Annotated in this window: 16 protein-coding genes; all 16 read left to right on the forward strand. The window is 65.7% G+C overall.

From position 1 onward, the window contains the following. Window positions 1-123: 123 nt before the first annotated feature. The 16 genes from R4P95_RS31500 (at window position 124) to R4P95_RS31575 (ending at window position 14,345) form a co-directional block, all read left to right on the forward strand. Window positions 124-1,467: an amidase gene (locus tag R4P95_RS31500; protein WP_213578362.1), complete on the forward strand. Its 1,344-nt coding sequence runs from the start codon at window positions 124-126 to the stop codon at window positions 1,465-1,467. Between the two features lie 211 nt (window positions 1,468-1,678). Then, window positions 1,679-3,958, forward strand: coding sequence for an ATP-dependent zinc metalloprotease FtsH (gene ftsH / locus R4P95_RS31505; protein ID WP_213574348.1), 2,280 nt, complete (start codon window positions 1,679-1,681; stop codon window positions 3,956-3,958). A gap of 89 nt (window positions 3,959-4,047) precedes the next feature. Further along, window positions 4,048-4,635, forward strand: coding sequence for a GTP cyclohydrolase I FolE (gene folE / locus R4P95_RS31510; protein WP_397505109.1), 588 nt, complete (start codon window positions 4,048-4,050; stop codon window positions 4,633-4,635). Further along, window positions 4,632-5,486 carry a dihydropteroate synthase gene (folP, locus tag R4P95_RS31515; RefSeq protein WP_213574346.1) on the forward strand — a complete coding sequence of 285 codons (855 nt, stop codon included), beginning with the start codon at window positions 4,632-4,634 and terminating at the stop codon, window positions 5,484-5,486. The genes folE and folP overlap by 4 nt, the downstream gene beginning before the upstream one ends. After that, a complete protein-coding gene (gene folB / locus R4P95_RS31520; protein WP_213574344.1) occupies window positions 5,479-5,841 on the forward strand; it encodes a dihydroneopterin aldolase in 363 nt (120 codons plus the stop codon). Before folP ends, folB begins: the two co-directional genes overlap by 8 nt. Continuing rightward, a complete protein-coding gene (gene folK, locus R4P95_RS31525) occupies window positions 5,838-6,350 on the forward strand; it encodes a 2-amino-4-hydroxy-6-hydroxymethyldihydropteridine diphosphokinase (RefSeq protein WP_213574342.1) in 513 nt (170 codons plus the stop codon). Before folB ends, folK begins: the two co-directional genes overlap by 4 nt. Window positions 6,351-6,370: 20 nt before the next feature. After that, window positions 6,371-6,838 carry a DUF3180 domain-containing protein gene (locus tag R4P95_RS31530; RefSeq protein ID WP_201453587.1) on the forward strand — a complete coding sequence of 156 codons (468 nt, stop codon included), beginning with the start codon at window positions 6,371-6,373 and terminating at the stop codon, window positions 6,836-6,838. 71 nt (window positions 6,839-6,909) lie between these two features. Then, the gene (locus tag R4P95_RS31535; RefSeq protein WP_213574341.1) at window positions 6,910-7,899 is read left to right on the forward strand and encodes a DUF6779 domain-containing protein; all 990 of its coding nucleotides are present in this window, start codon (window positions 6,910-6,912) and stop codon (window positions 7,897-7,899) included. Window positions 7,900-8,012: 113 nt separating this feature from the next. After that, window positions 8,013-8,939: a Rossmann-like and DUF2520 domain-containing protein gene (locus R4P95_RS31540; RefSeq protein WP_317747720.1), complete on the forward strand. Its 927-nt coding sequence runs from the start codon at window positions 8,013-8,015 to the stop codon at window positions 8,937-8,939. Window positions 8,940-8,944: 5 nt separating this feature from the next. Further along, entirely contained in the window at window positions 8,945-9,883 is a 939-nt protein-coding gene (gene panC / locus R4P95_RS31545) for a pantoate--beta-alanine ligase (RefSeq protein ID WP_109334834.1), read from the forward strand. 44 nt (window positions 9,884-9,927) lie between these two features. Next, window positions 9,928-10,374, forward strand: a complete 447-nt coding sequence (gene panD, locus R4P95_RS31550; RefSeq protein ID WP_159919024.1) for an aspartate 1-decarboxylase — start codon at window positions 9,928-9,930, stop codon at window positions 10,372-10,374. Window positions 10,375-10,377: 3 nt separating this feature from the next. Then, complete coding sequence (locus tag R4P95_RS31555) at window positions 10,378-11,196, forward strand: type III pantothenate kinase (RefSeq protein WP_159919025.1); 819 nt, start codon at window positions 10,378-10,380, stop codon at window positions 11,194-11,196. 121 nt (window positions 11,197-11,317) lie between these two features. Further along, complete coding sequence (locus R4P95_RS31560) at window positions 11,318-11,851, forward strand: cysteine dioxygenase (RefSeq protein WP_213574338.1); 534 nt, start codon at window positions 11,318-11,320, stop codon at window positions 11,849-11,851. Next, window positions 11,848-12,270: a rhodanese-like domain-containing protein gene (locus R4P95_RS31565; RefSeq protein WP_317747721.1), complete on the forward strand. Its 423-nt coding sequence runs from the start codon at window positions 11,848-11,850 to the stop codon at window positions 12,268-12,270. Before R4P95_RS31560 ends, R4P95_RS31565 begins: the two co-directional genes overlap by 4 nt. A gap of 70 nt (window positions 12,271-12,340) precedes the next feature. Then, on the forward strand, window positions 12,341-13,852 hold the full coding sequence (gene lysS, locus R4P95_RS31570) for a lysine--tRNA ligase (RefSeq protein WP_317747722.1): 1,512 nt from the start codon (window positions 12,341-12,343) through the stop codon (window positions 13,850-13,852). Window positions 13,853-13,991: 139 nt separating this feature from the next. After that, entirely contained in the window at window positions 13,992-14,345 is a 354-nt protein-coding gene (locus R4P95_RS31575) for a histone-like nucleoid-structuring protein Lsr2 (protein ID WP_109326469.1), read from the forward strand. Window positions 14,346-15,123: the final 778 nt, after the last annotated feature.

Below are 15,123 nucleotides of genomic sequence, written 5' to 3' on the forward strand. Positions count from 1 at the left end.
GAGGTTCTACTGGGCGGGTGTAGCGAGCCCCGTCCGGGGACAAGCGAATGGTAACCCCGCGGACCTACCGTATCCAGCGCGAATAGTCGAAATGATCGAGTCGCCGAAACCTATACTCGAATGATGGGCGATCACCCGCTCTCCTCGGCCATCGGCATCGCCGACCGTGTTCGCTCAGGCATGACGAGTCCGGTCGAGGCCGTGGAGTCGACCTTGGCCGTCATTGCGGAACGAGACCCGAAGATCCGCGCTTTCGTCAGCGTCCTCGCCGAGCGGGCCCGCGCCGACGCTCTCGCCCTCACACATCGTGCCGATCTGTCCTCGCTGCCGCTCGCGGGCGTGCCTGTCGCGATCAAGGACGACATTCCGGTCGCCGGCCAGCCGATGAGAGAAGGATCGCGCGCGACGAACGGCGAGCCGAAGGCCTCCGACCATTCCGTCGTGGCCAGGCTGCGGGCAGCGGGAGCCGTGGTCGTCGGGCTGACCGCCCTTCCCGAACTTGCCGTGTGGGGCACGACCGACGCTCCCGGCGTCATCACCCGCAATCCATGGAACCTCTCGCGCACGTGCGGTGGCTCGTCCGGGGGGTCGGCTGCGGCGGTCGCTGCGGGAATGGTCCCGATCGCCCACGGGACGGACGGTCTGGGTTCCATTCGCATCCCCGCCGCGAATTGCGGCGTCTTCGGTATCAAACCGGGTCGGGGGGTCGTGCCCTCGGAACTCGGTGCGACTTCCTGGTTCGGCATGGCGGAGAACGGCCCGCTGGCGACGACGGTGGCTGATGCCGCCTTGATGCTGTCCGTACTGGCGGATCGACCGGAACTAGCGCAACTCGCAGAGCCCGCACCCCTGCGGATCGCAGTGGCGCCCGGATCGCCGACTCATCTGTCCGTCGTGGATCCGCATTGGCGGGCGGCAACCGAGCGGGCCGGCACGGAACTGGCCGGCTCCGGCCATCGCGTGGAGTCGGCGAAGCTGCCGTACCCGGTGAACCTTCTCCCCGTCCTCGCCCGGTGGACCGCCGGAACGGCAGCCGACGCGGAGGAACTCGACTTCCGGCAACTGCAGCGCCGCACCCGGCGACACGTGGCCGTCGGCCGAGCGCTCCGACGAGTGGTCCGTTCGCAACAGGTGGTCCGGCTCGAGCAGACGATGTTCGCCTTCTTCGCCGACTACGACGTCGTGATCACGCCCACACTCGCCCAGCCACCGCTGGCCGCCGCGGCCTGGAGCGAGCGATCCTGGACGTCGAATATCGTCGCCAACGTCCGGTACGCCCCGTTCACGGCGCTCTGGAACCTCGTCGGGTGGCCGGCGGCAAGCGTCCCGGTGGGCACGCATCCGCAGTCGGGCACCCCGCTCGCGGTGCAGATCGCCGCGCCACCGGGAGGCGAGGCACGCATTCTGGCACTCGCCGCCCACATCGAACGTGTCGCAGCCTGGCCGAGAGTGGCGCCTGCGCGGTGAGCGACGGCAGTGGTTCGCGCGCCGACGGGGCCGAGGGAACCTGGGGGCGGTCGCATGCGTTGACGTAGAGATACCGTCCCCACGGGCGGTTGGCTGCTACCTGGAGTCGCCGGCGTGCCGTCGCGGTAACCTGGATTGTCCGGTTGGCAGCCGGAAGGCGCACTCGGTAGACCCGCACTCTCGAAAGGACCGGCCACTTCGGCCGACCTGTATGAACCGTAAGACAGTGTTTCGTAACCTGGCGATAGTTGCCGGCATCCTGCTGGTGATCTATGCCTTCAGCTACTTCGGCAACGACACGCGCGGATTCAAGGGTGTCGATACGTCCGTGGCCATCGCGCAACTCGACGCGAACAACGTCGAGAAGGCGCAGATCGACGACCGCGAGCAACAGCTACGCCTGTGGCTCAAGGACGGCAACGACGCCACCGGCGGTGAGACCGAGATCCTCGCGAAGTATCCCGAGGCGGCGTCCGAGCAGATCTTCACCGAGATCTCCGACAAGGGCCTGGCGAGCTACAACACCACGGTCACGCAGGAGAGCTGGCTCACGTCGATCCTGCTGTTCGTGCTGCCGATGGTGATTCTGCTGGGCATCTTCTTCTTCGTGATGAGCCGAATGCAGGGCGGCGGCCGCGGCGGTGTGATGGGCTTCGGCAAGTCGAAGGCCAAGCAGCTGAACAAAGACATGCCGAAGACGACTTTCGCCGACGTCGCGGGTGCCGACGAAGCGGTCGAAGAGCTGTACGAGATCAAGGACTTCCTGCAGAACCCGATGCGCTACCAGTCGCTGGGCGCGAAGATCCCGCGCGGTGTGCTGCTGTACGGGCCTCCCGGAACCGGTAAAACCCTCCTCGCCCGCGCGGTCGCAGGGGAGGCCGGTGTCCCGTTCTTCACGATCTCCGGCTCGGATTTCGTCGAGATGTTCGTCGGTGTCGGCGCCTCCCGTGTCCGCGACATGTTCGAGCAGGCGAAGCAGAACAGCCCGTGCATCATCTTCGTCGACGAGATCGACGCCGTGGGCAGGCAGCGCGGTGCGGGTCTGGGCGGCGGCCACGACGAGCGCGAGCAGACCCTTAACCAGTTGCTGGTGGAGATGGACGGGTTCGGCGATCGGACCGGCGTCATTCTCATCGCCGCCACCAACCGCCCCGACATCCTCGACCCCGCGCTGTTGCGTCCGGGACGTTTCGACCGGCAGATTCCGGTCGGTGCGCCCGACCTCGCAGGTCGCCGCGCGATTCTCAAGGTCCATTCCCAGGGCAAGCCGATCGATCAGCACGCCGACCTCGAAGGTCTGGCCAAGCGCACCGTCGGAATGTCGGGTGCCGACCTCGCCAATGTCATCAACGAGGCCGCGTTGCTCACCGCCCGCGAGAACGGGACGGTCATCACCGAGGCCGCTCTCGAGGAGTCGGTCGATCGCGTGGTCGGCGGTCCCCGCCGCAAGAGCCGCATCATCAGCGAGCACGAGAAGAAGATCACCGCGTACCACGAGGGTGGGCACACGCTGGCCGCGTGGGCAATGCCCGACATCGAACCCGTCTACAAGGTCACCATCCTCGCTCGCGGCCGCACCGGTGGTCACGCGATGACGGTTCCCGAGGACGACAAGGGCCTGATGACGCGGTCCGAGATGATTGCCCGACTCGTGATGGCGATGGGTGGCCGTGCCGCCGAGGAATTGGTCTTCCACGAGCCGACCACCGGCGCGTCTTCCGACATCGATATGGCGACGAAGATCGCTCGCTCGATGGTCACCGAGTATGGGATGAGCGCCAAGCTGGGTGCGGTCCGTTACGGGCAGGAGGGCGGCGACCCGTTCCTCGGCCGGTCGATGGGTCAGCAGTCCGACTATTCGCACGAGGTCGCGCGGGAGATCGACGAAGAGGTCCGAAACCTCATCGAGGCGGCGCACACCGAGGCGTGGGCCATTCTCAACGAGTACCGGGACGTCCTCGACATCCTGGCCACCGAGCTTCTCGAGCGTGAGACTCTCACCCGTAAGGACCTCGAGAAGATCTTCCACAGCGTGGAGAAGCGTCCGCGCATCACGGCATTCAACGACTTCGGCCACCGGACGCCCTCCGACAAGCCGCCCGTCAAGACCCCGAGGGAACTTGCGGTCGAGCGCGGCGAGCCGTTGCCCCAGCACCAGCCCGAGCCGGTGTTCGCTCATCAGCAGTCGTCGCAGCAGGCCCAGCCGCAGCAGCAGTACCCGCAGCCGGTGGCCCCGGCAAACGGCTACCCGCAGCCGGACCCCTCGCGACCGCAGGGCGGGATCGCACAGCCGCGACCGGACTACGGCGCACCCGCGGGCTGGTCGGCTCCGGGATGGCCGCCGCGTGATTCGGGTGGGCAGGGCCAGGAAGGCCGGTACTCCGGCACCCCGAACCCGGGCAACGAGTGGAACCCACCGCACGAGCAGCGTCCCAGCGGGGACGAGGATCCGCAGACGCGGCCCTGGCGAGGACCGGACGGATCGAACTGATCTGCCCGAACTAGGCTGATGTTTCGGGACACACGTTCCCGATAGTGGAGGAGTTTCGGTTGTCGGTAGATCATCTCGATAGTGAACCCGTGGCACTCGAAACGGGACGGGTGTTCGATCAGCCCCGGGCTGAAGCTGCTGTGCGCGAGCTGCTGATCGCGATCGGCGAAGATCCCGACCGGCCCGGTCTCATGGACACTCCTGCCCGGGTTGCCCGGTCGTATCGCGAGGTCTTCGCAGGCCTCTACACCGACCCCGACAGTGTCTTGAACACCACATTCGACGAGGGCCACCAGGAACTGGTGCTGGTGCGGGACATTCCGCTGTACTCGACGTGTGAGCATCATCTCGTCTCCTTCCACGGGGTCGCCCATGTCGGTTACATCCCCGGGACGACCGGCAAGGTGACGGGTCTGTCGAAACTGGCTCGCGTGGTCGACCTGTATGCCAAGCGTCCGCAGGTCCAGGAGCGCCTGACCAGTCAGATCGCCGATGCAGTGATGCGCAAGCTCGATCCGCGCGGAGCGATCGTCGTCATCGAGGCCGAGCATCTGTGTATGGCGATGCGGGGCATCCGCAAGCCGGGAGCCAGCACCACCACCTCGGCGGTGCGGGGACTTCTCCAGTCCAGCGCGGCCTCACGTTCCGAGGCTCTGGACCTTATTCTGCGCAAGTGACCGCAATCGAGCTGCCCTCGCCCGGCCGGACCGTGGTGATGGGTGTCCTCAACGTCACCACCGATTCGTTTTCGGACGGGGGCCGCTTTCTGGATCGAGACGCGGCCCTGGCTCGCGGACTGGAATTGAAGCGTCTCGGGGTGGACATCGTCGATGTGGGCGGTGAATCGACTCGTCCGGGGTCGGCGCGGGTCGATCCCGAGATAGAGGCGGGGCGGGTGGCTCCAGTCATCGCGGATCTGGTGGCCGAAGGCATCTGCGTCAGTGTCGACACCATGCGGGCCTCCGTCGCCGAAGCGGCAATCGAGGCGGGCGCCTCCATCGTCAACGACGTCGCCGGAGGGCGGGCTGACGCGAAGATGGCATCCGTTGTGGCAGACGCCGGTGTTCCGTGGATTCTGATGCACTGGCGATCGGCCGGTGACTACGTTCACCGAGGCAACGCGGACCATTACGAAGACGTGGTGCGTGAGGTTCGAGACGAACTGATGACGCAGGTGGACCTGGCGGTCGAAGCCGGTGTCTCGGCGAGTTCGCTGGTGCTGGACCCGGGACTCGGCTTCGCGAAGAATGCCGCCCACAATTGGGCGCTTCTCAAGGCATTGCCGGAGTTCACCGACCTGGGATTCCCCATCCTCATCGGTGCCTCGCGCAAGAGATTCCTGGGTTCGCTGCTGGCGGAACCCGACGGCACGACTCGGCCACCGGCGGGGCGCGAGGTCGCGACCGCCGTCGTCTCGGCACTCGCCGCCACGTACGGAGCGTGGGGTGTGCGTGTGCACGACGCGCAGGGTTCGCTCGACGCCATCGCGGTGGCCGAGGCGTGGGCGCGAGGTGGCGTCGGTGAGTGACCGAATCGAATTGCGCGGGTTGAAGGTTCGCGGTAATCACGGAGTCTTCGAGCACGAGAAGCGGGACGGCCAGGACTTCTACGTCGACATCACCGTGTGGATCGATCTCGCGCCGGCGGCAGCGTCGGACGCTCTGGAGGACACTCTGGACTACGGCGGACTGGCGGAGCGGGCCGCAGCGATCGTCGCCGGGCCGTCCCGGGACCTGATCGAGACCGTGGCCGCAGAGATCGCCGACGGAGTCATGACGGATCCTCGCGTGCAACGCACCGAGGTGGTGCTGCACAAGCCGTCCGCGCCGATTCCGCTGACCTTCTCGGACGTGGCGGTCGTTGCGCACAGGTCACGGCCATGAGCCGCGCCGTGCTGTCCATCGGATCGAACGTCGGCGACAGCGTCGCCCACCTGCAATCCGTTCTGGACGCGCTGGGAAGCAGTGTGGTGGCGGTCTCGCCGGTGTATTCGACCGCGCCGTGGGGCGGGGTCGAGCAGCAGGACTTTCTCAATGCGGTGCTGGTGGTAGATGATCCAGCCCTCGACGCCGCCGAATGGTTGCGACGGGGACAGCAGATCGAGGCGGCCGCGGACCGCGTGCGGACGCAGCGATGGGGCCCGCGGACGCTGGATGTCGACGTCATCGTGTGCGACGACGTCCGTAGCGACGATCCCCAGCTGACCCTGCCGCATCCGAGGGCGCACGAACGCGCCTTCGTCCTCATCCCGTGGCTCGACGCGGATCCCGACGCAGTCCTGCCCGTCGGAGGGGAGCCGCACCGGGTCGACGAACTGCTGGCGTCCCTGGACGACGGTGAACGCGAGGGTGTGCGTCGCACGGAGTTCGCCCTGAACCGGCGGTCGCGATGAAACCGGAACCGACCGGCACGATGAAGCCCACCCGGATCTGGGACCTGCTGTTCCTGGCGGCCCTGGCCGTGGCGGCCACCTGGATTCTGGTCCGGGTCTTCTACGGCTCCTTTCCGCCCATTCCCGTGTACGCGGGGGCGTCGTTGTATCCGGTGGCGGTGATCGAGGTGATTCTCGCGTTCATGGTCCGGTCCAGGGTCAGCAACCATCAGGTCGGTGACGGTCCGCGTCAGTTGCACCCGATCACCGCGGCCCGGGTTGCCGCCTTGGCCAAGGCCTCCGCGCTGGTCGGTGCCGCGACCGCGGGAGTGTGGGGCGGCTTCCTGCTCTACCTCCTCCCGCAGCGTTCGGTGTTGCGGGCCGCAGTGTCGGACACGCCGGGAGCCTGGGTCGGGTTGGTAGCCGCGCTTGCGCTCGTCGGCGCTGCCCTGTGGTTGGAGCACTGTTGCCGCACCCCGGACGACCCGTCCGACGAGCCGGCGCACTAGCACGTGGGGGATCGCCGGACGTGTCCTGCGAATGCGCAGTGCACCGCTGACGGCCAAGTACCCTGGCAAGCATGACGAATCCTGGTCGCCTCAAGTCTGCGCGCCGCAACCAGCGCAGCGCGAGCCAGATGATCGTTGCGGCGTTGCTCGCGCTGGCCGTGGTCGCGTCCCTTTTCCTGATCTTCAGTGAGAGCGTGCCACTGCTGAGAGTTGGCGTGGTGGTGGCACTCTGGGCGGCCACTCTCGGCGCTATCGCGATGACGAAGTATCGGCGCGAGTCCGCTCTCGACAAGGCGAAGGTCAACGATCTGCAAACCGTGTACGAGCTCCAGCTCGAACGGGAGATCTCCGCAAGGCGTGAATACGAGCTGACCGTCGAGAAGCGGGTACGCAGCGAGGTGCGCGCCGACGCCGAGGAACTTGCGGCTCTACGGGCCGAGCTGTCTTCGCTGCGGAAGAGCCTCGAAGCATTGTTCGACGGCGCCATGCCGACCGAAAGGATCGCGCTGCGTGCCGACTCGACGCGGGTTCAGGAACTCGCGGGCGGGTCGTACAGCAGCTACCAGCCGGCGGCGTCCGGGCTCTATATCCCCGGGGCGGGACACTCCGGTCACCAGGGGCAGCAGAGCGGCGGGCCGCAACACAACTTCGCGAATCCCGACGACGAGCCGGTCACCGCCGAGACCTCCATCGTCGCCCCCGATGACCGGGGCTACGCAGAGGCGGAAATCGAGGTCGAGCCGGAGCCCGAGGCCCAGCCCGAGTCGGAAGCCCAGCTGGAGCAAGAGCCGGAGGCGGAAGCCCAGCCGGAGGTAGAAGCGCAGCCGCAGACCGAACCCGAGAAAGAGCCGGAGGCGGCACCTCAACCAGAGGTAGGAGCTCAGGCGGAGGACGAGCCGGTGCCGGGGTCGCGGCGCGCTCGTCGACAGGCGTCCGAGGACGACGAACCTTCCGGCGCACACGCGAGTGGTTTGTCCGTGGCCGAGATCATGGCCAACATGCATGCGACGGCGGGCACGACGCAGGGCACCGGGCGTCGACGGCGCCGCGAAGCCGAGTGATGAGGCGCAGATCACTTCGCCGGCGCATGGCGGGGTGAACTGGAAGCGGGCTATTCTCACTCGAGAACGTCTGGTACCCGCCGAGCGGGACTGGAACGAACGAGAGGACGAAGGTGACCTCTTTCGGGATCACTAATGGCCCTGCGCCTGCGCGACTGTCGGTAGGAATCGTCTCCGCCGGCCGGGTCGGTACAGCTATCGGAGCGGCGCTCGAGCGGGCAGGTCACGTCGTCGTTGTCTGTTCGGCGGTCTCCGACGTGTCCCGTCATCGAGCGCGCACCCGTCTGCCCGACACGGAAATTCTCCCGGTTGCCGATGTCGCTGCCCGCTCCGAGCTGCTGATTCTGGCCGTTCCCGACGCGGAGCTCGCCTCGCTGGTGGCGGGGCTGGCCTCCACCGATGCGGTGCCGAATCGCACGATCGTCGCCCACACCTCGGGGGCCAACGGCATCGGCATCCTCGATCCTCTTGCCCGGCAGGGCGTGGTTCCTCTCGCGATTCATCCAGCTATGACTTTCACCGGTCACGACGAGGACACAGTGCGCCTCGCGTCGGCATGTTTCGGGATCACCGCGGCCGACGACATCGGTTATGCCATCGCGCAGTCGCTGGTGCTCGAGATCGGCGGCGAGCCGGTGCGAGTGCGCGAGGACATGCGCCCGCTCTACCACGCGGCTCTGGCGCACGGCAGTAATCACCTGGTCACGCTGGTCGTCGACGCCGTCGCCGCCTTGCGTGTCGCGCTCGAAGGGCAGGAGCTTTTGGGGCAGGAGCTGATCGGCAACGAGCCGAACGGCGTTGCGGAACGAGTTCTCCAACCCCTGCTGTCCGCTGCCCTCGACAACGCGCTCCGCCGCGGCCCGGCCGCCCTCACAGGGCCGGTGGCACGGGGCGACTCGGAAGCTGTGGCCACGCACCTGCGGGTGCTGGAAGAGGTCGATCCAAGGATCGCCGCGGGTTACCGGGCGTTGTCGCTTCGGTCGGCCCAGCGGGCAGGCGCTACATCTGAACTACTGGACATCCTGGAAGAGCGGAGGTGAGTTCCGTGAGCGAACTGCAAGGCGGATACAAGCGCGGGGAACTCACCGTGCACCACGACCCCAAGGTCCTGACCAGGGTCTCGAAGGCGCTTCGGGGCGTCGGCCGGCAGGTCGCACTGGTGCCGACAATGGGAGCCCTCCATGCCGGACACCTGGAGCTGGTGCGGCAGGCCAAGTTGACGGGCGCGGTGGTGATCGTGTCGATCTTCGTCAACCCGCTGCAGTTCGGCGCCGGGGAAGATCTCGATTCTTATCCGCGCACGCTCGATGCCGACCTCGAGTTGCTGCGGGAGGCCGGGGTCGAATTGGCTTTCGTGCCCACTGCGGCCGCGATGTACCCGGCCGGTCAGCGGACCATGATCCACCCGGGCCCGCTCGGTGCCGAACTCGAAGGAGCGGCCAGGCCGACGCATTTCGCGGGCATGCTGACCGTTGTGGCCAAGCTGCTCCAGATTGCCGCGCCGCATGTTGCGTACTTCGGTGAGAAGGACTACCAGCAGCTCACGCTGATCCGGCAGATGGTCACCGACCTCGACTTCGACGTCAGGATCCTGGGCGTGCCGACGGTCCGCGAGCACGACGGTTTGGCGTTGTCCTCACGTAACCGTTACCTCGACGAGGAACAGCGGGCTGCGGCGACAACGTTATCCGCGGCCCTCATCGCCGGCGCCCATGCCGCCGCCGGTGGAGCCGAAGCGATTGTCGCCACCGCCCGTGAGGTGCTGGCGTCGGCGCCGGAAGTAGATGTCGACTACCTCGAAGTGCGGGGCGTCGATCTCGGTCCCGCCCCCGAACGGGGGGACGGTCGCCTGCTCGTCGCAGCCCGGGTGGGGTCCACCCGGCTGATCGACAACGTCGGGGTCGCGGTCGGCACCGGTTTTCTCGAACGTGCAACGGAACCGCCGTCCGGCACGGCTGTCTCCGAAGAGCTCACCTCCCGATAGAAAAGCGTCGAATCTTCCGTCTGTGGAAGAGTAAGGACCAGAACATGTTTCGCACCATGATGAAGTCGAAGATCCACCGCGCCACCGTGACGCACGCCGATCTCCATTACGTCGGTTCGGTCACGGTGGACCAGGATCTGATGGACGCCGCCGACCTTCTCGAAGGGGAGCAGGTGTGCATCGTCGACATCGACAACGGTGCGCGGCTCGAGACCTACGTCATTGCCGGCGCACGCGGTAGTGGTGTGATCGGAATCAATGGCGCTGCAGCACATCTGGTCAAGCCTGGCGACCTCGTCATCCTCATTGCGTACGGAGTCATGAACGAGGAGGAGGTGCGGGACTACCAGCCGCATGTCGTCTTCGTCGATGCAGTCAACAAGCCCATCGAGCTCGGCACCGACCCGGCGCACGCACCGGAAGGCTCCGGCCTCATCACTCCCCGCATGCTCGGGTCGCTCGACGCCGAGCGTGAATCCAGCTTGGTGTAATCGGTGCTTCTCACCGTCGACGTCCGGAACACGAACATCGTTCTCGGGCTGTTCACCGGATCCGGCGAACACTCGAAGCTGGTGCAGGACTGGCGGATGCGTACAGACCAGCGGATGACGGCAGACGAGTTGGCGCTGATCTTCCGCGGACTGCTCGGCGTGCACGTCGACCAGATCACCGGTGTGGCCGCGTTGTCGACGGTCCCGTCCGTGTTGCGCGAGATTCGGGTGATGTTGACGCGGTACTGGGGTCACGTTCCGCACGTGCTGGTGGAACCGGGAGTCCGAACCGGTGTCCCGCTGCTGGTGGACAACCCGAAGGAAGTCGGCGCCGACCGGATAGTCAACAGTCTTGCGGCGCACCATCTGTACGGTGCGCCGTGCATCGTCGTCGATTTCGGCACGTCCACCTGTGTCGACGTCGTGTCGGGCAAGGGGGAGTTCCTCGGTGGGGCTATCGCCCCCGGGCTTGAAATTTCGTCGGACGCTCTGGCGTCGCAGTCGGCGGCGTTGCGCAAGGTGGAGCTGCTCCGCCCCCGCTCGGTGGTCGGCAAGAACACCGTCGAATGCATGCAGTCGGGCGCGGTGTTCGGTTTCGCGGGTCTCGTCGACGGTTTGGTACGTCGAGTCCGCAAGGAGCTGCCGGCCTTCGCAGGCTCCGATGTGGTGGTGATCGCGACCGGTGATCGCGCGCCGCTGATCATGCCCGAGACGGAGACCATCGACGAGCACGAACCGGACCTCACTCTCGAAGGCCTGCGTCTGGTGTACGAGCGGAATCAGGCCCGTCGTGGGACGTCCCGTCGAAGTCCGCTCGACTGACGGGTTCCGTCCGCCCGGAAGATGTGCCACAATGGTCGGCGTGAATCGCTGCACGAGTGCTCAGGAGTGTTGTCGAGGCTGAACGCTGCCTTGACCAATTCACACTTCTGGAGTCTCTCTCGTGCTCGCAACCTATTCTTCTGCAGCTGTACCCACCCGTCTTCGTCCGGCCGATCTGCTGCGCATCACCGATCAAGGTGCTGCCGAGGTCCTCGACGGCCGGCACGACAACCTCCTCCCACATCGATGGCCGACCGATGAACGCTGGTCCTCGCGGCTGTACAGCGACGACGACGTCGATGTCTGGTTGATCAGCTGGGTTCCGGATCGAAACACCGAATTGCACGACCACGCAGGCTCTTTCGGGGCGCTCACCGTTCTCAGTGGGGCTCTCTCCGAGTTCCGCTGGGCGGGTGACCGCCTGCGTCACCGGACGTTGGAAGCAGGCGATCAGGCTTCCTTCCCGCTCGGATGGGTTCACGACGTCGTGCGAGCCCAGGACGTGCCCGGAGCGAGTGTTCCGACGCCGACTCTCAGCGTGCACGCCTACTCGCCCCCGCTCACGGCCATGTCCTACTACGAGGTCACCGAGCACGGCACCCTGCGCCGCACCCGAAGTGAACTCACCGATCTCCCCGAGGGCGGTTCGAAATGACCATCGATCAGATGCTCGAAGAGGCTCGCACGCAGATCGACCGGATGTACGTGTTCGAGCTGCCCGAGGCGGTGGCGCGCGGTGCGATAGTCGTGGACATCCGACCGCAGGCGCAGCGGGTCGTCGAAGGCACACTGCCCGGCGCTCTGGCCATCGAACGGAACGTGCTCGAGTGGCGCCTCGACCCCACCAGCTCGGCGCACCTGGCATTGGCGGTCAACCACGATGTGGAGTGGATTATCGTCTGCTCGGAGGGCTACACGTCGAGTCTCGCTGCCGCGTCATTGCAACAACTGGGCCTGCACAAGGCGACCGACCTCGTCGGCGGGTACAAGGCGATCAAGGCGGCGGGACTTCTGGGAGCGCTCATCGGCTCGCAGCACTGCACGCGCGAGCTGGCCACCGTTTCGGCCCATTGACCGGAAGCCGGCCGACGCCCGAAGACTCCTGAATAGGGGCGCCGCGGGCGGTCGATTAGGCTGGTGACCCGTGAGTGAAGCAGCAGACCAGCCAGTCGACGACACCCCCGAGCAGCTCCGGATCCGTCAGGAGAAGCGTGCGCGGATCCTCGCGGAGGGGCGCGAGGCGTACCCGGTGTCGGTTGCGCGCACCCACACGCTGTCGGAGATCCGCGCGAAGTACCCGGAGCTGGCGCCCGACACCACGACAGGTGACGTGGTCGGTGTCGCGGGTCGTGTCATCTTCGTCCGCAACACGGGCAAGTTGTGCTTCGCGACGCTGCAGGAAGGCGACGGCACCCAGCTGCAGGCGATGATCAGTCTCGCCTCTGTCGGGGAGGAGGCGCTCGCTTCCTGGAAGGCCGATGTCGATCTCGGTGATTTCGTATTCGTCCACGGTGAGGTGATCAGCTCCCGTCGCGGCGAGCTGAGCGTGATGGCCGATTTGTGGCAGATCGCCGCGAAGTCACTTCGTCCCTTGCCGGTAGCGCACAAGGAGATGAGCGAGGAGTCGCGCGTCCGGCAGCGATACGCCGACCTGATCGTGCGAGCAGAGGCGCGCGAGAATGCGCGCAAGCGGGTGGCCGTAGTGCGAGAACTACGCAATGGCCTCGAGCGCCGCGGATTCCTCGAGGTCGAGACACCGATGTTGCAGACGCTCCACGGTGGCGCCGCGGCCCGGCCGTTCGTCACTCATTCCAATGCCCTCGACATCGACCTCTATCTGCGTATTGCGCCGGAACTGTTCCTGAAGAGGTGCGTCGTCGGCGGTATCGAGAAGGTTTTCGAAATCAATCGCAATTTCCGGAACGAAGGCGTCGATTCCACCCATTCGCCGGAATTCGCGATGCTCGAGACCTACGAGGCCTACGGCACATACGACGATTCCGCCGTCATGATCCGTGAACTGGTTCAGGAAGTCGCCGAGGCGGCTTTCGGATCGACCGTGGTGACACTTGCGGACGGCACCGAATACGACTTCGGTGGCGAATGGAAGACCCTCGAGATGTATCCGTCGCTGTCACAGGCGATCGGTGTCGAGGTCACCCCCGCGACCACTGTCGACGAATTGCTTGCGCTCGCTCAGAAGGTAGGCCTCGAGGTACCCAAGGACAAGGGGTATGGGCACGGAAAGCTTGTGGAAGAACTGTGGGAGCACCAGTGCGGCGACCAGCTGTACGAGCCCACGTTCGTTCGGAACTTCCCGGTCGAGACGTCTCCGCTCACACGGGACCACCGGACCGAACCGGGAATCACGGAGAAGTGGGACCTGTATGTGCGCGGCTTCGAGTTGGCCACCGGCTATTCGGAATTGGTCGATCCGGTGATTCAGCGTGAGCGTTTCGTCGATCAGGCCCGGCTGGCCTCGGCCGGTGACGACGAGGCGATGGTCCTCGACGAGGAATTCCTCGCGGCGATGGAGCAGGGAATGCCTCCGACTACCGGTACCGGAATGGGAATCGATCGACTGCTCATGGCATTGACGGGATTGGGAATCCGGGAAACAATCCTCTTTCCCATTGTGCGCCCCTCGTACCGCTGATTCACCTCGACGAAATCGTGCGAATAAGATAAGTCCATTCTCCGGATTCCAAGACTACGAATCAAGGGTATGGTTACCTCCGGGTAGTAGCTCGCGTTGACGATGACACGTTCGCTTCATTCGAGAGGAAATTCATCCCATGGCCAAGAAGGTTACCGTCACCCTGATCGACGACGTCGATCAAGAGGCATCTGCTGATGAGACCGTCGAGTTCGGACTCGACGGTGTCCAGTACGAGATCGACCTTTCCTCGGAGAATGCGGCTAAATTGCGCGAGCAGCTCGACGTGTGGGTTTCGCATGCCCGAAAGGTCAGTTCGCGCAAGCGTGGCAAGACCGTGGCGGCGGCCCCGGCCGCTACCAAGTCCCGCGTTTCCGTCGACCGGGAACAGAGCGCCGCGATCCGTGAATGGGCGCGTAAGAACAACAAAAAGGTTTCTGCACGCGGACGGATCTCTGCCGAAATTATCGACGCGTACAACAAAGCGAACTGAATGTCGGCTGGGAACAGAATTCGCTGAATCGCTCCCCGCGAGACTTCTCGGCTGTTACGGTCCACGACTGATCGGATAATCGGTTAATGCGGGACTGGCCACGCCTCGTTGCGTGCGGATTTCGGCAATTCTGTTCCTGGCGTTCGGGCTGTAGGCCGACAGGGGACCGGCCTCGGCGTAACAGCCCGTTCCGGAGCGGAATCATCCCTGTCCGGTGTGCTGCGCGAAGCGACAACACAGATGCTCTCGCCTACACCGACCTGAACCGTCGCGTGCTCGCCGACTTTCGGCCGTGTCTCGGACGCTACTTTCCGGCCCCATCGCCACCGCTGGTTTCCGGCGAGCTTGTGGCTGCGTCCTCGAGCGCCGACGTGTCTGCTGTGCCCGCAGTCGTGTCGGGGGACCGCGCCGGCAGGGAGTGGGTGGCGAACACACAGGTCATCGACATACCCTGTCGGGATAGGCCGGACTGGCGGGCTTTCTGTTCGTGCGGCAACGCTGCGACGGAAACGACTGCGCGCGGGTCGCGTACTTCGCCGGACTGTCGAAGCTTGGTAGCTGTCGTCGACCCATCCGGCCACGTCCTTGCGACGAACAACTGGACAGAAGTACCTGTTCGAGCCGAACCCCGGCGGCTAGAAACGGTGGCCTCAGCGGACTTGCGGTCCCTGTTCGCTCCCGGCGTACAGGGAAGCGAAACGAATGCCGGAGCTGGGGCGTTGAATACGATTAGCAGGCTCGCCCGCTCACCTAAAGGGGTGGAGGGGCAGCAGGTCGA

Origin of the sequence: Rhodococcus sp. IEGM 27, from assembly GCF_033142305.1 — a bacterium.
Taxonomy (GTDB): Bacteria; Actinomycetota; Actinomycetes; order Mycobacteriales; family Mycobacteriaceae; genus Rhodococcus_F; species Rhodococcus_F oxybenzonivorans.

Bases quoted from the DNA above. Each gene is read 5' to 3' on its own strand.
- folK (WP_213574342.1), top strand. From the start codon at position 5,838: ATGAGCCGCGCCGTGCTGTCCATCGGATCGAACGTCGGCGACAGCGTC.
- R4P95_RS31500 (WP_213578362.1), top strand. From the start codon at position 124: ATGGGCGATCACCCGCTCTCCTCGGCCATCGGCATCGCCGACCGTGTT.
- R4P95_RS31565 (WP_317747721.1), top strand. From the start codon at position 11,848: ATGACCATCGATCAGATGCTCGAAGAGGCTCGCACGCAGATCGACCGG.
- R4P95_RS31575 (WP_109326469.1), top strand. From the start codon at position 13,992: ATGGCCAAGAAGGTTACCGTCACCCTGATCGACGACGTCGATCAAGAG.
- ftsH (WP_213574348.1), top strand. From the start codon at position 1,679: ATGAACCGTAAGACAGTGTTTCGTAACCTGGCGATAGTTGCCGGCATC.
- panD (WP_159919024.1), top strand. From the start codon at position 9,928: ATGTTTCGCACCATGATGAAGTCGAAGATCCACCGCGCCACCGTGACG.
- R4P95_RS31530 (WP_201453587.1), top strand. From the start codon at position 6,371: ATGAAGCCCACCCGGATCTGGGACCTGCTGTTCCTGGCGGCCCTGGCC.
- R4P95_RS31535 (WP_213574341.1), top strand. From the start codon at position 6,910: ATGACGAATCCTGGTCGCCTCAAGTCTGCGCGCCGCAACCAGCGCAGC.